This is a genomic window from Bacillus sp. TH17 (assembly GCF_016651125.1).
GTDB classification, from domain to species: Bacteria; Bacillota; Bacilli; order Bacillales; family Bacillaceae_G; genus Bacillus_A; species Bacillus_A mycoides.
Genome location: NZ_JAEKEN010000001.1, coordinates 2,159,776 through 2,180,584, shown reverse-complemented (window position 1 = coordinate 2,180,584; position 20,809 = coordinate 2,159,776). Strand labels below are relative to the sequence as shown.

At 34.6% G+C, this 20,809-nt stretch carries 18 protein-coding genes and 3 pseudogenes; 2 read left to right on the top strand and 19 right to left on the bottom strand.

Annotation, left to right across the window (positions count from 1 at the left end):
• Positions 1-670: 670 nt before the first annotated feature.
• The 6 genes and pseudogenes from JFT95_RS10970 to JFT95_RS10945 all read right to left on the bottom strand — a co-directional run bounded on the left by JFT95_RS10970 (position 671) and on the right by JFT95_RS10945 (position 5,146).
• Positions 671-1,486, bottom strand: a complete 816-nt coding sequence (locus JFT95_RS10970) for a YwqG family protein (protein ID WP_201052219.1) — start codon at positions 1,484-1,486, stop codon at positions 671-673.
• 78 nt (positions 1,487-1,564) lie between these two features.
• The gene (locus JFT95_RS10965) at positions 1,565-1,972 is read right to left on the bottom strand and encodes a DnaJ family domain-containing protein (protein ID WP_002136558.1); all 408 of its coding nucleotides are present in this window, start codon (positions 1,970-1,972) and stop codon (positions 1,565-1,567) included.
• 21 nt (positions 1,973-1,993) lie between these two features.
• Positions 1,994-3,190 (bottom strand): annotated as a pseudogene (locus tag JFT95_RS10960) (alpha/beta hydrolase-fold protein).
• A gap of 87 nt (positions 3,191-3,277) precedes the next feature.
• Positions 3,278-3,640, bottom strand: coding sequence for a hypothetical protein (locus tag JFT95_RS10955; protein WP_002127600.1), 363 nt, complete (start codon positions 3,638-3,640; stop codon positions 3,278-3,280).
• 270 nt (positions 3,641-3,910) lie between these two features.
• Positions 3,911-4,282, bottom strand: coding sequence for a YxiJ-like family protein (locus JFT95_RS10950; protein ID WP_002127599.1), 372 nt, complete (start codon positions 4,280-4,282; stop codon positions 3,911-3,913).
• 12 nt (positions 4,283-4,294) lie between these two features.
• Positions 4,295-5,146 (bottom strand): patatin-like phospholipase family protein, encoded by an 852-nt coding sequence (locus JFT95_RS10945; RefSeq protein WP_002013252.1) that lies wholly within the window; start codon positions 5,144-5,146, stop codon positions 4,295-4,297.
• Between the two features lie 179 nt (positions 5,147-5,325).
• Here JFT95_RS10945 and JFT95_RS10940 point away from each other — a divergent pair, with 179 nt between their 5' ends.
• Complete coding sequence (locus tag JFT95_RS10940; RefSeq protein WP_002065713.1) at positions 5,326-5,703, top strand: PH domain-containing protein; 378 nt, start codon at positions 5,326-5,328, stop codon at positions 5,701-5,703.
• A gap of 121 nt (positions 5,704-5,824) precedes the next feature.
• On the opposite strand, the gene JFT95_RS10935 is transcribed toward JFT95_RS10940, so the two are convergent.
• From JFT95_RS10935 to JFT95_RS10915, 5 genes are all read right to left on the bottom strand, one after another.
• Positions 5,825-6,349, bottom strand: coding sequence for a GNAT family N-acetyltransferase (locus JFT95_RS10935; protein ID WP_002085328.1), 525 nt, complete (start codon positions 6,347-6,349; stop codon positions 5,825-5,827).
• Positions 6,289-6,810, bottom strand: a complete 522-nt coding sequence (locus JFT95_RS10930; RefSeq protein WP_002013255.1) for a YfiT family bacillithiol transferase — start codon at positions 6,808-6,810, stop codon at positions 6,289-6,291. The genes JFT95_RS10935 and JFT95_RS10930 overlap by 61 nt, the downstream gene beginning before the upstream one ends.
• Positions 6,811-6,833: 23 nt before the next feature.
• Positions 6,834-7,355, bottom strand: coding sequence for a GNAT family N-acetyltransferase (locus JFT95_RS10925; protein WP_050000463.1), 522 nt, complete (start codon positions 7,353-7,355; stop codon positions 6,834-6,836).
• A 63-nt stretch (positions 7,356-7,418) separates the two neighbouring features.
• Positions 7,419-8,741, bottom strand: a complete 1,323-nt coding sequence (locus tag JFT95_RS10920) for an FAD-dependent oxidoreductase (protein ID WP_002013257.1) — start codon at positions 8,739-8,741, stop codon at positions 7,419-7,421.
• An 80-nt stretch (positions 8,742-8,821) separates the two neighbouring features.
• Positions 8,822-9,601, bottom strand: a complete 780-nt coding sequence (locus JFT95_RS10915; RefSeq protein WP_002013258.1) for an undecaprenyl-diphosphate phosphatase — start codon at positions 9,599-9,601, stop codon at positions 8,822-8,824.
• 155 nt (positions 9,602-9,756) lie between these two features.
• Between JFT95_RS10915 and JFT95_RS10910 the strand changes: the two genes are divergently transcribed.
• A complete protein-coding gene (locus JFT95_RS10910) occupies positions 9,757-9,963 on the top strand; it encodes a hypothetical protein (RefSeq protein ID WP_002127593.1) in 207 nt (68 codons plus the stop codon).
• Between the two features lie 126 nt (positions 9,964-10,089).
• Here the strand turns inward: JFT95_RS10910 and JFT95_RS10905 are convergent, their stop codons facing one another.
• The 8 genes and pseudogenes from JFT95_RS10905 to JFT95_RS10870 all read right to left on the bottom strand — a co-directional run bounded on the left by JFT95_RS10905 (position 10,090) and on the right by JFT95_RS10870 (position 20,738).
• Complete coding sequence (locus tag JFT95_RS10905) at positions 10,090-10,470, bottom strand: nucleotide excision repair endonuclease (protein WP_002013261.1); 381 nt, start codon at positions 10,468-10,470, stop codon at positions 10,090-10,092.
• A gap of 77 nt (positions 10,471-10,547) precedes the next feature.
• A pseudogene (locus JFT95_RS10900) lies at positions 10,548-11,110 on the bottom strand (GNAT family N-acetyltransferase).
• 68 nt (positions 11,111-11,178) lie between these two features.
• The gene (locus JFT95_RS10895; RefSeq protein WP_002013264.1) at positions 11,179-11,751 is read right to left on the bottom strand and encodes a YybS family protein; all 573 of its coding nucleotides are present in this window, start codon (positions 11,749-11,751) and stop codon (positions 11,179-11,181) included.
• A 197-nt stretch (positions 11,752-11,948) separates the two neighbouring features.
• Entirely contained in the window at positions 11,949-13,379 is a 1,431-nt protein-coding gene (locus tag JFT95_RS10890; protein ID WP_078422421.1) for a PQQ-dependent sugar dehydrogenase, read from the bottom strand.
• A 91-nt stretch (positions 13,380-13,470) separates the two neighbouring features.
• Positions 13,471-15,188 (bottom strand): annotated as a pseudogene (locus JFT95_RS10885) (alpha-keto acid decarboxylase family protein).
• Between the two features lie 744 nt (positions 15,189-15,932).
• Complete coding sequence (locus tag JFT95_RS10880) at positions 15,933-16,127, bottom strand: hypothetical protein (RefSeq protein ID WP_002099904.1); 195 nt, start codon at positions 16,125-16,127, stop codon at positions 15,933-15,935.
• 493 nt (positions 16,128-16,620) lie between these two features.
• Positions 16,621-18,495 (bottom strand): ABC transporter ATP-binding protein, encoded by a 1,875-nt coding sequence (locus tag JFT95_RS10875; RefSeq protein ID WP_201052217.1) that lies wholly within the window; start codon positions 18,493-18,495, stop codon positions 16,621-16,623.
• Positions 18,492-20,738: an ABC transporter ATP-binding protein gene (locus JFT95_RS10870; protein WP_201052216.1), complete on the bottom strand. Its 2,247-nt coding sequence runs from the start codon at positions 20,736-20,738 to the stop codon at positions 18,492-18,494. Before JFT95_RS10870 ends, JFT95_RS10875 begins: the two co-directional genes overlap by 4 nt.
• Positions 20,739-20,809: the final 71 nt, after the last annotated feature.

Genomic DNA, 20,809 nt, shown 5'->3' with positions numbered 1-20,809 from the left:
CACTTTAAACGAATTGCGTTTTTTATTAACTAAAATATAAATTATACACGGAAACATTCTTATCAATAACACAACATAAATAACTTAAAAAACAAATAACCACACAATCTACAACACATTATGAACCAAATTAAAAAGGGGAGGCTAACAACCATAACTAATATATAATAGGTTTATTACTTTTTACTAGTTAACATAATATATATTATACGAAGTTATATAGAGTAAGTGTTTATCTGTATCAAAAACCAAGTAAACTATACTTAGTGAGACGAAACGGGGATTTTTAATGAGATTCACATAAAATCTTATCTAAATGAATTTCTACAGTTTTTATCGTTTATTTTGCTATAAATTAATCACAGCAAATCTTAATCGATTAATTATCGTTTAACGAATCAAAAATAATTTTGATTAGCACGGAATTTTTTTATGCGAAATAAATTTTTCTATACAAATGATAAATTTCATTTTATGTTTTGCTTTATAGATTTATTGCTAATTACATATGTTTTATTATTTTATATTTTTGTTGTTATTTCTTTTATTTACGCTTGACTTTCATTGTATTCTTCATTCTAGTTAACATAACGTTTATTTTTAACGTAAAAAAATCCTCCTCACCTTCAGGAAGATTTCTTTTGCTAGCTAGTAATCCATTTATCTATTTTTAGTAACAATCCCAATTGTAAATAACATTGGAAAAATCTAGATTTAATAAATCGTCTTTCTTTATAAAGAAATTAGCAACACCAGAATCTCCCCACATAATATTTAATGAATCATCTGTATCGATTTGCAGCAATAATATATCATGTTGCTGGTATTTTTCTTCCCATTCCCTTGGATCTGTCTGTGTGAAAAATGGATAACCACCAATTTTATGCCCTTGATCTTTACATAAATCATCATACAGTTCGCCTAATTCTGTATTATTTTCTTCATCAACAATTTCTTCCCAATCAATTTCCTCACTAAACATCTTTTCAAATCGATAATCCCTTGATGTTACGGGCTGATAACCCAATTCAAACTTTAATTTCGCTGCTTCAGGTATGATAAAGTCCTCTAATTCTGAAGTGTTTAAATAACTAAAATCAGTAATAACCTTATTTAAATCTTCTATAATTGTAGAATGATAAATAATTCGAAAGTCTTTTTGGATTGTTGGATGATCAAAATCTGCTCCGTAAAGCTCATCTTCAGCACTTACGAAAAACTGTAGCATACCCTTTTTAGGCATATATTCAACATGCGGCATTTCTTCAAAGTTTAGCTGCGCAAGTAACATCATAGGTTGTCCATTTGAATCTTTAGGATGCTCTTGATTTATAGGTACATACGGATAGCCACCAAACTTACTTTCAAAAAGAGTTGTTTCTGCTTGCGTTCCAGACACTTTAATATACGGTTTCACACTTTCTTCTAAAATACTACGATACTGCTCTAGTTCTTTCGGAATTTGAAGTTGATACGTATTCTTCATTACATTTGCCTCCCCTTAATAATGAATTGAAAATGCCCTACTTAATTATATAGCAACAGATAACTTCATTGAAAATCGTTAAATATCCGTTTTAACCCTCATTTTTTGCGCACTTGGCGGACAAAGTAAATTATGTTCTGAGACCTTTTTATTAATAGTTGTAATTAACATAGCTGCTTCTACATTATCCGTTAGTTCTTTTAAATTTTCTTTTAGATGATCTATTTCCTTTGAAAGTTCAATCCACCTAGGCAAAACATGATTATTTTTCAAAGTTCTATAAAGTTGCTTGTCAGGATTATACGAAAGATCTTTATCAAGATTAAGAGGTTTCCCTTTCCCAGGTAAATCATTAAACGCTCCTGTCTTTTCTGCCTGTTTAACGATAGAGCTAATATGATCTTCATACGTGAACGACCAAACTTTTTCATCTTTAACTAAAATTTCTTGTTTTTTAAGTTTTTTATCTAGCTCATCTTGATTCATAGATTCTCTCTCCTTTTTATTTTATAGTGTGGTTTTTGTATATTTTAATGCTTTCAACCCATCAAATAACTTTTCTCGCCACCAAACACCGTCATGACCGCCTTGAAACTCTTCATAAGTAATTTGGTATCCTTTTTCTTTTAAAGTTTTATACAGGCGTCTATTAGCCGTTTAAAGAGGTTTGTTTTCAAGTTCTCCTGCTGCTATGTAAAAATGAGGTTGACTCGTATTAGAATCTATAGATGAAATTTGATTTTCAATCCAAGGAATTTGATTTTCATAACCATCCTTTTTCCAATGCACGGATCCAGACATTGACAACACGTTTCCGAAAACATGTGGATTTTGAAGCGCTGCATAAAAAGCTGCTAAGCCACCAAGACTGAAACCAGCAATTGTTGTATGATTCTTTTCTTGATATACGTGATACCTAGCTTGAATCCATGGAAGTAGTTCCTCCGTTAAAAATGTATTCATTTTATCGTTATAAGTTAGCTCTTCTAGTCGATCAACGGGTTCTATTGCAACAGCAATACAAGATGGGATTTCTTTTTCGTATATTAAATAATTGAGTGTTCTTGCGATTGAAAGGTTATTAATGAATGAATTCCCATCAAACACAATGAGAAGTTCTTGAAGATGTGAAGTGTGAGAATAGTCATGAGGCGTATAAATATAAATTTTACGTGTGTCATTTAAAATCGTACTATGAAAAGAATATGTTTCAATTTTTCCAGATGGATAATGATCTGAAGGAAAACGACTGCTATACTGTACTTCCATTCCTATGTTTAACACAGACGCTTTATTGGCATCTTCTCCAAATGTATTTTTATTAAATCGATCTAGTTGGTACTTTTCACTGCGCTTTATCCAATCATTTTCGAAAAAATCGTTTACTGAAAAATAGTACGTTGAAATAAAACTCTCATCCGTCCTAAACGTTACATACCAAATATCTGTCTGTAACAACCGTTGTAGTTGATTTACAGACAGATCCCAACCAGGAAAACTACCGAATACATAAACGTTTTCAGTTTTTTGATCCCCTAACCATATATACGTTATAAGCTTATACTGATTTTCTACAGGACATTGTTCTATTAGTGGCGTATTATTTGACTTTATTTCATGCAAAAAAGTATAAATTGCTTTCTCGTTTCCTTTTTTTAATTGATTATTAAGCTCCTCTAACTTAGGACTAATTATTGAAGTCACCCATCTGCCTCCTTTGTATTTCTTTCTTTTCACTAGATTGCTTTTATAAAATTTAGGATTAGTATGTTATGTATTTAGATGAGTTATTTATTTAGAAGGTTTATCAATTGCCTGAATAGAAAGTTCCAACGCTTTTATTCTTCTTTCTAAAAGTGTTCTTTGAGGACTACCAGCCTTAGACTTATCATAGGCTCTCTCAATTGATGGAAGCAAACCAGCAAGGATATTACGAGCTTCTGCTAACTCTTCTTGGCTATACCGATGACTTTCTTGATTCCACACGTTCTCTAACACTGCTAGCCCTATACAAACGGCTTTAAGCCTTTTTTTCACTAAGGTAGTATTTGCTCCCTTTTGAGTCATCTGTGAAAAAGCATTTTCAAGTTTACGAATTGTCGATTGTAAAGATTTTATTGATTCCAATTTATCTATATTTGACACGTTTTCCATGTTACTATTGTTCCTCCTGGCTTAACTTATTTAATACTGGATATAATAAGTACTTGATTTCACTCGAAATATTTTATCATAAATAACTAACTATATTCGAATTGGATAATGGATTAAAGGAAAACGGTATCTAAACGCCTCTCCCTCCTTTACATCATTCTATATGTACTTCTTTCTTCGTATTAGAATCCCTATATAAACAAGGTATTAAAATTGTATTTTTTATGAACAAAAAAACGCACAAGCAGCATAACTTGTACGTTTTTATTTTTATTCAGTAAGATAATACAGTAATAGTTTCCGGGCCTTCTCATAATTCATGAAATCTCTATACAAAATGGGATACTTCACAATTTCTGTTTCTATAAAACGATATTGCGGAAACCATTCAAAAAACGATTTCTTTAGCCACTTTATTTGATCAAACACAATCTCCTTTTCGTTGTTATTAAGTATGTAACTTAAAGTACCTGCTGTATGCATCCAATAATAATTTAAATCAGCGCTTATGCAATCATCTTCTGTAAACATATTATTAAAATCTTTTCGTATTTTTCGAAGGTCACAATTCGGAAACGGTTTAAGCAGCGGACTATGCATTTTCTGCAATTCATTAAAAATAACCTTTTTACCTAATAGCAACTTTCCACCCCTTTATTTCTCTATCCAATTTAATAATTTTTCATAATGATATTGAGCATCTGTATAGCCGAGATTATATAGGTTAACAAGTTTCTCTTTATTTCTTTCTATTCCGCTTATAGGAAGCTGTGCGCTTGGCTGAATTACATAAAAATTATCTTTTTGTTCGTTGTGATTCATATAAGATACAGTTTCATTATAAAAACGATAATGTTCTACTAAATGCTCTGCGATTTTTGGATATCTTCTATATAAAATTTTAGCTAGTCCAGAAAATTTATTACGCTGCTTCTCGTATCCTTCTGGCTTTGTCATTATAACAACGTTTTTTAAATAACCATCATTTTGCGCTTTAAAAACTGGAATAGGATCTATAATCCCTCCATCTAACAATTTTCGATTATCATATTCTACAGCAGGTGCTATAAACGGCACAGAGCTTGATGCACGAATAATTTTTAAAATATCATTTCCATGTTCTGTTTTATTATAATAAACTGCCTGTCCTGATTCACAATCAGTCGTTCCGATTACAAACTGTTCATTTGAATTTAGGAATGTTTGAAAATCAAACGGTACAATTTTGTTTGGTACTTCATCAAATAAAAAATCCATTCCAAATAATTCACGTTTTTGAATTAAGTTTCGATAAGATATATACCTGTGATCTGCTACTAGCTCTGTATTCACTTTTTTATTTCTTCCTTTTTGACGTGACAAATATGTTGCTCCCATACACGCTCCGGCGGATACACCGACTACATACGGAAAGAATAAGTCCCTTTCCATAAAATATTCGAGTACTCCTGCAGTATATAATCCTTTCATTCCGCCGCCTTCTAATACTAAACCGATATTTTTCATGCTATATCCCTCTACTTCTGTTTTCTTAATTATATGTTAGCACAAGATTTTAGGATGAGGTTATATAAATTGGTTGCAATAATAACAAAAAACTATTGAAGCAATGTCATAATCTATTAGCCATTCGCATGGTACAATATAAGAAACTCATTCCACATATTATAAAGGAGGAATTTCATATGGGTTTATTTAGTGGTATTTTAGGAAATGCATCAAGTGCGAGTACAGAAAGCGTTGAACGTGATTTAGAAAAGATTATGCTAGACGATGAGAAAGTTGAGCATGCTTATAAATTAATTCGTGATTTAATCGTATTTACAAATCGTCGTCTTATTTTAGTAGATAAACAAGGAATATCAGGTAAAAAAACAGAGTATCATTCTATTCCTTATAAAAGCATTACACAATTTAGCATTGAAACAGCTGGGCATTTTGATTTAGATGCAGAGCTTAAAATTTGGGTATCTAGTATGGATGATCCAATTACGAAAGAATTTAAAGGTGACGATAGTATTTTAAGCATTCAAAAAGCGTTAGTAACATATACGACGAAATAACGCCTTTCCGCATATTTATTCATTATCGAGATTACTAACCCGAGTATTTTGGAAGAATATGCGTTGTTTTTGTATATTTAATCTAAAATAACATAAAAAGGTAAAGCGTATTTCAAATGCTTTACCTTTCTTTTTTGTAATAAATAAGTGTAGTTTTATCATTTAATTTCTTTATTACTTCTGTTCTTTTATACCCCATTTTTTCGTATAGAAAACAATTTCTTTCTTCTTCTAAAATCGTAGCAAGTTCAAAACTCCGTGCTTCTGGAAACATCTCTTCAATTAAAATAAGTACCTTCTTAGCGATTCCTTTCCCTTGATAGATTGGATGAATGAACATTGGACTGATCCAAAATTTATAAGGTCTTTCTTTTTGGGATATACATATCGCTCCAACAAGGTTCGAATCTATTATCATCTTATAAAAGTTGTTGCTCGGATTATTTATTCTTAAAATAGTTTTTTCAATAGATTCATTTGCTGGATTTGTTTCATAGTCTTTATATTTATTTAATAAAGGACTAAATGAGTCTATTTGCATTTGAAATAAAACTGCTGCATCAATTTCTGTCGCCTTCTCTAATGTTACCAATTTAAACGCTCTCTTAAAGAAGTAATATGAGCTGTATGATGACGACCGTGCCATGCATATAGTCCAATTGCAGCAGCAAGTTTTGTTTCTCCTGATTCAGGATGATTAAATGTCTTTTCTAAATCTGCCGGTTCTAAAGAATATAATAAGTTAATCCATCTTTTATGTAATGAATCTAGCATTACAAGTGAAACATCTACTGGTAATTTCGAGTCAGGTAGCTCTGCCCATTTTTCTTCTTTGTACGGTTTAATAGTTGGATTCTTTTCTGTCAGTGCTAATTTAAAGCGTATGTAGCTATTCATATGACTATCAACAACATGATGAACAACTTGGCGAACAGTCCATCCACCGACGCGATACGGTGTATCTAACTGCTTCTGATCTAAATCTTTTATCGCTCTTGCTAGTTCATTAGGTAAATCCTCTATTTCTTGAATCCATTTATCAATTATTTCTTCTGTAATAGTTCCTACGTAAGTAAATTGACCTATTGGATAACGTAAATCCTTCATGTACATGTCCCTCCCTATTATTTTTAACCCTTAGTAGTCCTCCAAATATAATGTACGAAATTTACGTTTTCTCCGTTTAAATCTACAGTAGTTGTCTCCGCTTGCTTTTCACGAGAAAATCCGTTCTTTTCTAATACAATTTGTGAAGCTATGTTATTTGTTGTTGTCATAGCATGTATTTCATTAATTTCATAGACTCTTGCTTGAGCCAAAATCAATTTTACAGATGATGCTGCAACTCCTTTTTTAGTAAACTTCTCTCCAACTCGGTAGCCTAACGACCCAATTCGTTTTTCCTTATCTACATCAACTAAATTGATACGTCCTACAATTTCTTTTTCTGTATTACGTATGAGATGAAAATAAGAAATCCCCTCAGTTTGTTCTTTTAATAGTTCGTCAAGTTGCTTTTGAAAGTATTCATACACGTAATAATTAGAGCCACGACTTGGTACCATTGTTTCAAAAAATGATTTGTTCGTGAGTTCAAAATTAAATAAATCTTCAGCGTCTTGATTCTTTAATTGTTCTATGTATATTTCCATCCCGTTTACCCCTTCTTGATTTACTAACTGTTATACATTCTTTTTTAAACGATAATTTTCCTGCTATTTCTTTCGTCTGAGTAATACAGTAAGTAATACTCTAGGATGAAAAAGATGAAATGGACTACGAATTAAGTTCATAACTCTGACTAATCGAATATAAATATCAGAATCACTTGCAGAAAGTTGATATATTTGTTTCGTATACCATTGCTGAAATTTTTGTTTCGTAGTTAATTCTTTCTGTAACTTAGGATGACGTGCTATCTCCGTTGTGGTCATTTCCCAAGGTGTTTTGATAATCATAGCAGTCTTCCTATAAAACTCTCGAGTTAATGTTTTATCAAGCCTTTTTCTCCCTTGAAGAATTAGTTGCAATTGGTGAGCTTCCATAGCTGCAACTGAAACACCTTGTCCGAAAACTGGATCAAAACGACAATGCGCATCTCCAACTACTAACAATCCTTCAGGCAAATTATTAACTAGATCAAATCGCCTGCGTACTTGATATGGAATTTTGTACGTTTTTATATCGGTAATCGCCTCAGATTTGTTTAGAAACTCTGTAACATTAGTGATTGATAGGTTTTCAGCAAAATCATAAAATTCATCATCTGTTTGCGGTGCTTTTTCATTCGCATATCCACTAAAAGTAACAAAATAACGATCATCTTCAATCGTTTGAATTAGAACACCATAAGGATTCTCAGGAAAACTTGGAGACATAAGCATATTACAGCAGTCTAATTTCTCTTTTTCTTTGAGCCTAAACATTCTAGTTGCGTAAAACAAATCAATTCTTACTTTCTCTTCTTGTACTTCGAAATTGTATTCTTGTAACCAATCTATACTTTTCGAACCAAATCCACTTGCATCAACAACAAGATCTGCATGAAATTCTTCTTTCATTCCTGTTTTCAAACATTTAGCTGTTATTCCATAGACTTTATTAAGTTTGTTATCTACTAGTAATCCTTCAACCAACATTTCATACTTCGAAGTAACATTTGAAACTTGTTCAATTCGTTTTTGAATATGCGATTCTAACAGAAGACGACTTTGTTGAATCATATTTATTTCGCCTTTGAAAGGCTGCTTCCATAGGCCGAACTGATGCCATTTTAAATCGCGAGTAAAGTTATTTACGATGCTACCCGCTTCAATTAATTCATTAGTAATGTTAGGAAACAACTCCTCAAGTGCTTCTTCGCCGCCTTTTAATAACACATGCGGATGATTACTTTGCGGAACTCTTTTTCGCGGACCATTTCCATCCCATTCTTCACCAGCTTCTACAATGATTACTTCTTCAAACGTATTTGATAAAGCCTTTGCGGCGAGTTTTCCTGCGATACTTCCACCAATAACAATAGCCTTAGTAAACATTTTTTCCCCCTTAATGAAAAGAGATCCTGTCGTGTATGAATGGAAAAGGATCTTAACTAATAATTCCTTGATAATTATATTTAAAACACCTGTGTGAATTGCAACATTAAAATTAAAATACCTAATCCCCATACGTAATACGCGAATACTTTTAAAGAATGACGTTTTAAATATTGAATCATCCATGAAACTGCTATGTAACCAAAGAACGCTGCTGATAATGTTCCGACAATTAGTGATGTACTAGAAATAGATTCAGCTTTCCCTTGAAAAACATCTGCAAATTGCAAGATGATAGCTCCGACAATAGCTGGTGTTGATAATAAAAAGGAAAAGTACGCCGCTGTTTCGCGGTCTAACTTTCTCCATAATGCAGCGACAATTGTCATTCCAGAACGGGAAATTGCTGGAAATATAGCTACTGCTTGAAATGAACCAATTATGAATGCATCTTTATATGTAATATCATTCATTTTTTTACGACCGTTCTTTTGTTTATCGGCCATATAAAGAAATAAACCCGTCACTAAAAACTCCCAACCTATTGTTATACCTGTTTTTGAAATATCTTCAAAAAAGTCTTTAAATAATAAGCCGATTACAACCGCAGGTATCGTCCCGACAATAAGTAATAGCATAAGCTTTGAAAATGGATTTTTTATTAAATAAATAAATTCTTTTCTATAATAAATAAACACCGCAAGTAACGTCCCTATATGCAGCATCGTATCTAAAAACAAACCTGCCTCATCTAACTGAAAAATATGTCGCCCTAAATATAGGTGACCTGTACTGCTTATAGGTAAAAACTCTGTCAGCCCTTGAATAATTCCTAAAATAAAAGCTTCTAGCCAATTCATGATGATCTCCTTTCTCATTTGCTTGTACCAATATATGATGCTTTAATTTTTGTTATGAAAGAAAATATATTTCTCTTGGGGATTTACTTTAACCTTTATTTAGAAGTTATGGATTGCAATAAAGATGGATATATATGTAAAAAAGGAGGATTTACATGGAGAAACACACAAAATTAGGCAACATATTACTTTGGATTGGACCAATTCTTGTGTTCTTAGGCTTATGTATGACAAATGTAATTACAGACATACCTTTCTTCGAAGGAAAGCATAAAACTTTTGGAATTATTATGTTATTTATAGGGGTACTTTGTTTAATTGCCGCTCATTACTTTAAAATACGAAAAAATTCTGCCGATTAAATAATCTATTCCCTTATAAGGAGGAACAAATGCGAGGAAAATCATTACGGACAAAAATTACAAAGCTATATAAATAAAAACAATCCTAGTGTATGTACTAGGATTGTTTCATTTCGCTAATGTTGTTTATTTATAAAACACTTTATCAACGTTATATTTCGCTTTGTACTTATTAATGATGTATGTTTCGTAAATTTCTCTTTCAGTTGGATCTTCTACGATACATGCATCGATACGGTATACTTCATCACGATTATTTTTGATTGGTGAAACATTATCTTCAAAATGCTTTTTAATACGTTGTCTAATTTTACGAGCTTTACCTACGAAAAGAAGTTCGTCATTAATATTGTAAAACATAAAAATGCCGCCTTTATCTCTAGGGAACAAGTGGAAATCGATAAAACCGTTAATTGGAGTAATTAATGGCTCGTCTCCTTTAATAACTTGGTTACGTTCAGTAATTGAAACATCAGCTTCAGGAATATTAATTTTAATCAAGTTCATTCACGTCCTCTTTTATTATAAAGATAAATAATAGCATAAGTATGTAAGAAAAGCTATGTTAAGAGAGATATTTCATTTTATAATTCAAATATTATAGGTATATCATGTAAACTTTTTTCCAAATCATATGATCGTTTGATTCGCCCCAATAATCCTTCAGCACATAACTAGGTTTTCCAAACTTTTTTGTCCATATACTTTGTGCTTTTTTGTATCCACTATCTAAACAGCATTCGGTTATTCCTCTGCTAAGTAATGTAAGATACATTGTATTTAGCAGTAAACTCCCTATACCTTTTCTTTGATACTCCGGAAGTATAAATACAGTTCCTATTTCATACAAATCCTTAAGTACACCGTCTGTACAACTATTAATCAATGTACTTGCTGGACCGATTTCAATCGTTCCAATGATTTTATCGTTACTTGTATCTATTGCTAATAAAAAGTAACGACTTTCTCCATTACTATCAAAATCATTTTTTAAATATTTCTTTTTCGAGTTAATTTCATTTTCTATGTCATCTAATAGATGTGATAACCCTTCGTTTTTAAATGTATTAGTAATAACAAGACGAAAAAACAAATGTAATTCATCTAAATCATTCGAATTCGGCCTTCTAATTTCAATGTTATACATGGCTTACATCTCCAATTTTTAAAAATATATGAGAAAGTGTATTTGTTCAAAAAGATTTTATGCAATTGCTAAGACCATACTTTATATACTCTATTCATTATTATTCTACACAACTCTGCATAGATCCAGCAGTATAAAAAACTCAGTATAAATATTAATGTAATAACTTTTATATCCATAGTCGTATGAATAGTAGGACCAAGTACAGGAAAACGGAAGATATCGAGAATGATCATAATTCCTATAAGTAGACATATCGCTGAAAAGGAAATTACCCAAATCCTCCTCTTGAATTGTAAAAAGGATACTCCTAACGCTATACCTAATAAGCCTGTAGTAAAGGGAAAGACAATTAGTTCACTTGGCTCAATAATGAATAATAGGAAAATAGTAAGAATATAAGAAAGTACTCCCTCACGAATAGAATAACAAATAGCTAGAAAAATCGGTAGCGTCGCGAAAGGACTAATAAATAACCCAATTCCAGGGATTAAGTTCCCCGCAGATTGAAAAATAGCAGCAAATGAACCGAGTAATGCTGTAATGACTAACCTACTTGCAGGCGTCACCTTTCTTTTATGAACAAAATTCGCATCCTGCTCTATCATCCATTGATACCAATAGCTTCTAAAGCGATTCATCAAATTCCCCCTAAAGAGACTTAATTCACCACTTTCTATTTTTATTCAAATACTTATTGGGTATGTTTTACTTTCTGCTTGTTAGGAATCACTATACAATAGATGTTTATCCATAGAAGGTTTTTTAAGAGGCGCTAAGTCGTGCGTTTGAAAAAGTATGAATTCCATATATTTTTAAACTAAGAGTTTATACCGTATCATGGAACAATTTCAAAAATAGTACCTTTGTTAAATTCAGTTACTTTCATAGAACCATAAACTCCTAAATATAATCTAGTTTGATCTAAGTTTGTTCCTAAACTAACATAATAAGCTGCTTGAGTCCCAAAATCATAAGTGGTTTCAATAACATGAAAATCATTACGTTTCCCGTCTAGAGCTGCTCTAGTAAAAGCTAACACTCCCTTTACTGGAGATTGAAATTCTTCTTTCTTAGCAAGATCAGTAAACACGATACTACCAGTTAAACTAGGAATTGTAGTTCCCATATATGGTTGTACTCCTGTAAGTGAGGTTCCTCCAAACTTATCTGCTCTGGAATCTTTATGAAAATAACTAATTAGGGGCTGTATGCGCCTCACTGATGTTTCTATTGTTTCATTATAATAAGCCATTGTTCTCTCATCCAAAGTAGGATTCTCAGAACAGTGCCTTATAAAAGAAGTAGGAAATTCTCCTTCCCATCCTCGCCAACCAAAATTAATAAATCCATCTTGATTGGGAGTGGATCTCATTAAATGCGTTTGAACAAGTTCGGTAACCGGTATGGGTTTATAATGAACAAACGAAAAAATAGACTCTACAATATCCTGCCCGACATTTCCAGCATATTTGATATATTGATTATAAAACCTTTGAAATGAAATACCTGTTATATTCCGAACTCCTTTCGCAATTACTGTAAGTGTTTCTTGTATAGATAAAGGAAACTCATTAAAGCGTGTAACTACTGGAGGGTTATTTATGAATGTATTTTTACTTACATCAATTTCAATTATTTTGCCCGCTATTTCTAAATCATCCTGGCTTAAATTAAATGGATCATAACCCGATCCACCATCTCCATTTGTAAAAACAAGTTTTCCACTCTCAGGTGAAAAGTTTAAACTATTGACTCCGTTATGATTAAAAAAGGGCCTTCTTATGTTAAGTAATGTCCGCCGTTTTTGAGGTTGACTATGTGATTGTAAAATCCATTCCTCAACCGTATCAATATGATCATATTGAGTATCTCTATTTACCCACTTTAAGTTTAAAGTTTTCGGATCACACGGATTAGGTTTAAAAGGTTCAGAAAGGGCACCCGGACCTTGAGTGCCAGCTACTGAATAATGAAGGTAAAATAAACCGTTTTGATAAAATTGTGGATGAAACGCTAGTCCTAGCAATCCGCGTTCATCATAACCGCTACTAGAGACACCTTCTTCAAACGTGCCTAATTTGATAATTCGCGGGCGAATATCTAAAAAATTCCTTATAACTCCGTCTCCTATGTAAAAGATTTCTCCTACCTGGGTTGCAATAAATAACCTTTCAATTGAGTCACCTGGTAGTATAGTTGTTTTCAAAACAGTAGGTAAATTGAACTTACTTGCAATGGGCCGTAAACTAACCTTAACTTTTGTCAACTCACTTTACACCCCTTTAATTGCGTTTTATTAAAAGAGTATGATTAAAACTGTTCGATTAGTATTCAATTAGGGACTAGGGAATTGGATACTAGTTCTGACTGCGCTGCTTTTCCTGCTTCTCCATATAACTACGCATCCGTCGCATATATTCAGGTGCGTCCATTCGATTCCCTGCGATCATTTCAATAATACAGAGTCTTTTGGCGCTTTCCTTTTCAGCATGGATTATAGCCTGATCAAGCTCTCCATAGGTCCGGACCGTAATGGTAAACGCGTTACCTCCAAAAGCTTCGGCCAGCTTGGTGTAAGACCATTGAGGGATTTCGTTGTACTTTTGATCCTCTGTTTTGACATTTAAATATCTCTCGATTGTATAACCATCGTTGTTCAAAACAAAGATTATAGGCTTGCAGCCGTAATAGAGCATAGAACTGATTTCCTGTACCGTTAGCTGCAGGGCACCGTCACCTGTAAACACCAATACTCGGCGTTCCGGCGCGGCCATAATAGCACCAAACGCCGAAGGGATTGCGTAACCGATGGACTGCCATCCACCTTGTCCAATATATGTTACATTGCCCGGCAGTCTTATCTCTCCCATTCCGTAATAAAGCGTTCCGGTCTCGGCGATTACAATATCCTCCTCTTTCAGCATGCGCTGAAAACGTGGATAATAGCCGTCCGCCATTAGAGGTCCGTCGGCAATAGTTGTGAATTGCTCATAAGGGAATGACAATTTTTTTGTCAAACCTTTTCCTGTATAACTCAACTTCTGCACAGCAAGTAGCATGTCGGCTGCAAGAACATTCGGATATTCCGCCTCAGCGATTTTAACTATATCTGGTTGAATATTGACAGTTATCAGTGGGTTCAGCTTTGCGGTAAAACTTGCGGTGTTTGTATCCGCCCCTACCATACCAATCGCATTGATACAATCTGCATTCTCCACTGTACTTTGGACTTCAGTCCTCCCGAAAGAGCCTAAATACATTCCGATATAATTTGGATGGTTCTCGTCGAATCCGCCCTTCCCGTACATCATCGTTACAACAGGTACATTCATTGCATCGGCTAGCTGCCGAGTTGCTATCTGAAGGCCGAATCGCATCGTTTTCACATCCACCAAGATAACTGTCGGTGGGAACGTTCCAAAAGCAGACGGACATGATTCACTGCAGCCTGAAGGGTATTCGGGTTGGATGTTGGACGTGGTGGTACTGGCTCTGTCCAGACTTTAATCGGCTTGGTCACTAAATCATTAGCCACAACCAGGTATACCGGCTTTTTCTTTTCCTTAGCAATGCGAATTGCAGTCTGAATTTCAATCTTGGCATTTTCCGGCGTAAGCACCGCGGTATATGCCGTAATCTGCTCATACACCTTGCGAAAGACGTCAAAATTTCCATCCATTAAGGTGTGATGCATCAGCTTATGCTCTTTTTGATCCTTCTCAGGAGGCGCACCCACAATGTGTATAATTGGCACATGCTCGCTGTTGGCTCCCGCTATCGCATTGCAGGCGCTGAGCTCCCCGACCCCGAAGGTCGTAATAAGAGCCGATATTCCTTTGATTCTTGCATAGCCATCTGCAGCGTAGCCCGAGTTTAGTTCATTTCGTCCTTCTATAAAACGGATGCCGTTATAACACTCCAAAGTATCAAGAAGTGTAAAATTATAGTCCCCTGCGACACCAAAAATTTCGGTTATGCCCTCCAGTTTCAGGCAATCGAACAAATACTGGCCAACCGTTTTTTGAGCAGGGCCCCTTTGTAAACCAAAGTTACCCGTATTAATCATGTTGTCCATCGCTTGCTCACTCCTTATCTATTTCTTTGGCTTGTTCTATTTTATAGTACCCTTTTTGATAATTCCCTTTAATTAAACCGGTTATCCGTTGTGCAACAATTAATGGAGAAGAAATAATCATTATCTCTGGAGAAAGTCATAAAACAGGAGAAGGAGAAGAAATACTAAAACATTACAGAATTTACGATACGGGAAAGCCCACGCAGGACTTTAGTCCGTCTTTAGACGTGGGATGAAAGCATCGTTTGTACATAGCAAAACATGGTATACTTTATTCATAGTCATGCAAAAGACGTAAAAACATTTGAGAACCTACAATCTGTACGGTATGGTAACAGTACCGTAGCCCACGAACCTATATGGTCTGTTGTGGGAGTGGTGATGACACACCGCAATCTTGCACGTCAACGATACCAGAAATGGGCTTCGCCTTTGGCCTTTGGTAGCAAGAATCCCACTGACGTTAGTCAGCTGGCCCCTTTAGGGGTGGGAGTGTCAAACTGGACAAGATTCCTTACATCGGTGAAATCACCTCTGGTCAAAAGAATGTATTAATTAATACTCTAATGCTTTCTTTAACTCTTCTCGATCACTTTTAGCCCACTTTGTTTTACGGTGAAGATTTTTGTACAACCATATATTACAACTACATTCTTCGTATTTTATATATTATCAATAAAGAGTTCAGAAAACCCATAAATAAAAAAACGAGTGCTGTGAAGAAACGCACTCATTGAAAGAAATTTACCAATCTCGACGATTATCGCAATCACAGTCACGATCATGATTACGTCTACGACGACATTCATCACAATCACAGTCGCGGTCACGTCTACAACGACGGTTATCACAATCTCTATGTCTGCGTCTGCAAAACATTAAATCATCCCAAAATCTATCACAATCTCGGAAACGTCTGAAATTACCATTACATCCCATAAATATAATTACCTCCTCTTAACTTTAGGATTCATCATATTCTATGCTAAAAAACAAAAATAGCTTGTTTACTAGCCTGCTTTCTGCATTTTAAAGTAATAATATTATTATCTAATCTTTAAGTTTCAAATCTATTTCATCCCTTAACAACAAACAAGACGCTAAACCGATCACGGCAGCGCCTAAAACAGTAAATATAAATTTAATCAAAAATCATTTATCCTCGCATTTACTTATTCCTTTACTTCCATAGCTCATTCATGAAGTCAGCTGTATTACTAGGAACGCTATATTTCTCATTCTTTTGCTTAGCCTTTTTCTTCAGCCTTTTCTCTTCTTGAAAAGCTTGCAAATATCATGCTCCTCACTCTGTTTTGCAAATGTCTAGCTTACTTTTAAAAACTTTGTAACAGAACCTTAAAAATGATAAAAACCCACGAAGAAAATGCATTTTCTTCGTGGGTTTAGTTATTTAAATGGACTTTCACCTAACTCAAGAAGCATCCGCACCTTCAAACTGACTATTATAAAGCGAAGCATAGAAACCATCAGCTTTCAATAACTCTTCATGATTACCTTGTTCTACAATATCTCCGTCTTTCATGACAAGGATTAAATCTGCATCACGTATTGTTGATAATCTATGAGCGATAATGAAGCTTGTTCTACCTTCCATAAGGTTTTCCATCGCTTTTTGAATCAGTACTTCTGTACGAGTGTCAATGGAGCTTGTTGCTTCATCGAGTATTAATATTTTCGGATCCGCTATAAGGGCACGTGCAATTGTTAGTAGTTGTTTTTGTCCTTGAGATACGTTGCTTGCTTCTTCGTTTAGTTCCATTTGATATTTATTTGGTAATGTTTTTACGAAGTTGTGAACGTGAGCTGCTTTCGCTGCTTCAATTACTTCTTCGTCTGTAGCATCGAGTCTACCGTAACGTATATTTTCCATGATGGAGCCGTTAAATAGCCAAGTGTCTTGAAGTACCATACCAAACATGTTGCGCAGGTCTTCTCGCGTGAAGTCTTTTATATCGTGACCGTCGATACATATTGCACCGCTGTTTATGTCATAGAAACGCATTAACAGTTTTACAATCGTTGTTTTACCAGCTCCGGTTGGTCCGACGATTGCTACCTTTTGTCCAGGTTTAATGTTAGATGAGAAATTATTGATGATGATCTTATCTGGATTGTATCCAAATTGAACATCTTGGAAGGTAACTTCTCCTTGAACTTTTTGCAGCTTCACTGGATTTTCTGCTTCTGGCACTTCCTCTTCTTCTTCTAAAAATTCGAAGACTCTTTCTGCAGCAGCTGCAGTAGATTGAAGTACGTTCGCGATTTGTGCTACTTGAGCGATTGGTTGCGTAAAGCTTCTAACATATTGCACAAAAGCTAAAATGTCTCCAACTGCGATGGTTCTCTTTACCGCAAGCCACCCACCTAAAATAGATACAGCGACGTAACCGATATTACCGATAAATGTCATAATCGGCATCATCATTCCAGATAAAAATTGAGATTTCCATGCGGAATGGTAAAGGGTATCATTTACCTTTTCGAATTTTTTCATTTCTTCTTCTTCTTTGTTGAAGGCTTTTACAATATTGTGACCACTATAAATTTCTTCGACCTGACCGTTTACGTGTCCTAAATATTCTTGCTGGGATTTGAAGTATTTTTGTGATCGTTTTACGACTGCCATGATGAGAATCATCGATACTGGCAATATTAAAAGCGCCACTAATGTCATTTGCCAGCTGATTGATAACATCATGATAAGTACACCGATGATTGTAATAACGGATGTGATGATTTGCGACATACTTTGGTTTAAAGTTTGGCTCACCGTATCTACGTCATTTGTAATTCTCGATAATACTTCGCCGTGCGTTGTTTTATCAAAGTATTTCAGCGGCATACGGTTAATTTTTTCATCGATTTCTTTTCTGAAGTTATAAGATACTTTTTGAGCTACTCCAGAAATAATGTACCCCTGGATAATACCAAATACAGTGCTCAGTATATATAATCCAAGGAGTAAAATGACAATGTTTCCGATATAGGTAAAGTCAATGGCCGCACCGGGTGCTCCTGATACTTTGCTTACGAGTCCTTCGAAAAGTTTTGTTGTCGCGTTTCCTAAAATTTTTGGACCAACGATTGTAAAGGCTGCACTACCGATTGCGAAAAGGATAACGACTAAGATTGGTAATTTATAGGGCTTCAAGTATTGAAGGAGTTTATTCATCGTTCCTTTGAAGTTTTTTGCTTTCTCAATCTTTCTCATGCCGCCGCCCATAGGACCGCCACCGCCAGGACCAGGGCCGCTTTGTTTTCTATTTTCTATTTTTCTATCACTCATGATGACAACTCCTCTCTTGAAAGTTGTGATAAAGCAATTTGCTTATAAACTTCACAGTTTTCCATAAGCTCTTCATGAGTACCAGTTCCAATTATTTTTCCTTCGTCAAGTACAATAATCTTATCGGCATTCATGATTGTACTGATTCTTTGGGCAATAAGTAAAATAGTACTTCCTGTAATCTCATTGTTTAAAGCTCTGCGCAATGCTGCGTCTGTCTTAAAGTCAAGAGCTGAGAAACTATCATCGAATATGAAGATTTCCGATTTTTTCGTAAGAGCACGCGCAATAGAAAGTCTTTGTTTTTGACCACCGGAAACGTTCGTACCACCTTGTGATATTTCTGTGCGGAAGCTTTCAGGTTTCGCGTTAATAAACTCCATAGCTTGCGCGATTTCCGCCGCTTTTTCGAGTTCTTCTTCAGTTGCTTCTTTTTTACCATATTTCAAATTACTCTCGATTGTACCTGAGAAGAGAACTCCTTTTTGCGGTACATAACCAATTTTCTCTCTTAATTCCTTCTGAGATACTTCTCTAATATCCGTGCCATCTATTAATATTTGGCCGCTTGTGACATCGTAAAAGCGTGGAATTAAGTTGATTAATGTTGATTTACCACTACCTGTACTTCCGATGAAAGCTGTCGTTTCACCAGGTTTTGCAGTAAAGGTGATATTGGAAAGCACATCTTCTTCTGCACCTGGGTATCTAAAGCCAACATTTTTAAATTCAACGTAACCTTTCTTGCCTGAAGCAAATGTTTTCGGCTCTTTTACATCACTAATGGTAATGTCAGTATCTAAAACTTCTGCGATACGTTGTGCGGAAACTGAAGCACGTGGAACCATAATAGATACCATTGAAATCATTAAGAAGGCCATGATGATTTGCATTGTATATTGCATAAATGCCATCAAATCTCCAACTTGCATATGTCCCATATCCACTTGGTTTGATCCAACCCAAATAATAAGTACAGTAACGGCATTCATGATAAACATCATCATTGGCATCATAAATGACATTAAACGGCTTACAAATAAATTTGTTTTTGTTAAATCTTGATTTCCTTTTTCAAATTTCTTTTCTTCATGTTTTTGAGTATTAAAAGCACGAATAACGAGCATACCGGTTAAAGATTCACGAGTGATTAAGTTAATTTTATCTACTAACTTTTGGATACGCTTAAACTTAGGAATCGCGATGCTAAATAAACCAATGACTAGGCTTAAAATCGCAATTACCGCAACTGCGATAATCCATCCCATTGAAAGGTCTGTAGTAAGTACTTTAATAATGCCGCCGATACCTAAAATTGGTGCATAGAATACAATGCGAAGCATCATAACCATAAGTGTTTGAACTTGTTGGATATCATTTGTACTTCTTGTGATTAGAGATGCAGTGGAAAACTTATCAAACTCCGCATTCGAGAAGTTTGTAACTTTCCGGAATACTTTCTTTCTAAGGTCTCTGCCGAGTCCTGCTGCTACTTTTGCAGCAAGTAAACTCACGATAACGGTAGCTGCCATACTTACTAAGGATAAAAGTAGCATTTTCCCGCCGGAAGTAAGGATGAAATTGGATTGAAGCTTATCTATATTGATACCGATCTTTTTATACTCATTCTCAATGAATGAAACGGCTGATTGCGTTACCATGCTGCCTGGCATATTCTTAAACTTTTCATCTGCCTTTTCTTTCATTGCATTGATTTGATCTTGAGGAAGTTTCGCAATGATTGCAAAAGGATCTGAATTTGGCGGAAGTTTCGCTGGTGTGTTGTTGTCACCTGTCGCAGCAGGAGAGAAAGCAGATGAGCCACCTTTTTCAATTCCTTGTGTAATTAACATTGGTTTCCCAAAGATATCGTTAAGTTCGTTAATTATTTTTTTATCTTCTGTATGTAACTTATAAAGTGGCTCTTTATCAAGCTGCGGATAATCTTTTAAGTCATTTTTTAGTTCACTTTGAGAGAGGTTGTTCTTATCTAAAAGCACATAGTTGTCAGCAACTTTTTTCTTCTCATTTTCATTCATAAAGAGCGTAAGTTTATCCATTTCACTTTTACGAATAACCTCAGGTACTGCATTTTCTACACCTTTTTGTTGAATCCCTACATTGACAATGTTAGACATGTAGTCTGGCAGTGATAAATCGCATACTGCCTGTACAGTTAAAAGACATACAACTGCAATGATGGAAGCAATAAATGGTTTTAAATGTTTGATGATCTTTAACATTTAGTTCATCTCTCCATTTTCTTTGTCTAATTTTTTTAGTTTTTACTCCGCTTCTCTCCTTTATTCTTCGT

What these genes read in the sequence shown, in the direction of transcription:
- JFT95_RS10970 (WP_201052219.1), bottom strand. Translation starts at nt 1,486, where the DNA reads ATGAAGAATACGTATCAACTTCAAATTCCGAAAGAACTAGAGCAGTAT.
- JFT95_RS10965 (WP_002136558.1), bottom strand. Translation starts at nt 1,972, where the DNA reads ATGAATCAAGATGAGCTAGATAAAAAACTTAAAAAACAAGAAATTTTA.
- JFT95_RS10955 (WP_002127600.1), bottom strand. Translation starts at nt 3,640, where the DNA reads ATGGAAAACGTGTCAAATATAGATAAATTGGAATCAATAAAATCTTTA.
- JFT95_RS10945 (WP_002013252.1), bottom strand. Translation starts at nt 5,146, where the DNA reads ATGAAAAATATCGGTTTAGTATTAGAAGGCGGCGGAATGAAAGGATTA.
- JFT95_RS10940 (WP_002065713.1), top strand. Translation starts at nt 5,326, where the DNA reads ATGGGTTTATTTAGTGGTATTTTAGGAAATGCATCAAGTGCGAGTACA.
- JFT95_RS10935 (WP_002085328.1), bottom strand. Translation starts at nt 6,349, where the DNA reads ATGGCACGGTCGTCATCATACAGCTCATATTACTTCTTTAAGAGAGCG.
- JFT95_RS10930 (WP_002013255.1), bottom strand. Translation starts at nt 6,810, where the DNA reads ATGAAGGATTTACGTTATCCAATAGGTCAATTTACTTACGTAGGAACT.
- JFT95_RS10925 (WP_050000463.1), bottom strand. Translation starts at nt 7,355, where the DNA reads ATGGAAATATACATAGAACAATTAAAGAATCAAGACGCTGAAGATTTA.
- JFT95_RS10920 (WP_002013257.1), bottom strand. Translation starts at nt 8,741, where the DNA reads ATGTTTACTAAGGCTATTGTTATTGGTGGAAGTATCGCAGGAAAACTC.
- JFT95_RS10915 (WP_002013258.1), bottom strand. Translation starts at nt 9,601, where the DNA reads ATGAATTGGCTAGAAGCTTTTATTTTAGGAATTATTCAAGGGCTGACA.
- JFT95_RS10910 (WP_002127593.1), top strand. Translation starts at nt 9,757, where the DNA reads ATGGAGAAACACACAAAATTAGGCAACATATTACTTTGGATTGGACCA.
- JFT95_RS10905 (WP_002013261.1), bottom strand. Translation starts at nt 10,470, where the DNA reads ATGAACTTGATTAAAATTAATATTCCTGAAGCTGATGTTTCAATTACT.
- JFT95_RS10895 (WP_002013264.1), bottom strand. Translation starts at nt 11,751, where the DNA reads ATGAATCGCTTTAGAAGCTATTGGTATCAATGGATGATAGAGCAGGAT.
- JFT95_RS10880 (WP_002099904.1), bottom strand. Translation starts at nt 16,127, where the DNA reads ATGGGATGTAATGGTAATTTCAGACGTTTCCGAGATTGTGATAGATTT.
- JFT95_RS10875 (WP_201052217.1), bottom strand. Translation starts at nt 18,495, where the DNA reads ATGAGTGATAGAAAAATAGAAAATAGAAAACAAAGCGGCCCTGGTCCT.
- JFT95_RS10870 (WP_201052216.1), bottom strand. Translation starts at nt 20,738, where the DNA reads ATGTTAAAGATCATCAAACATTTAAAACCATTTATTGCTTCCATCATT.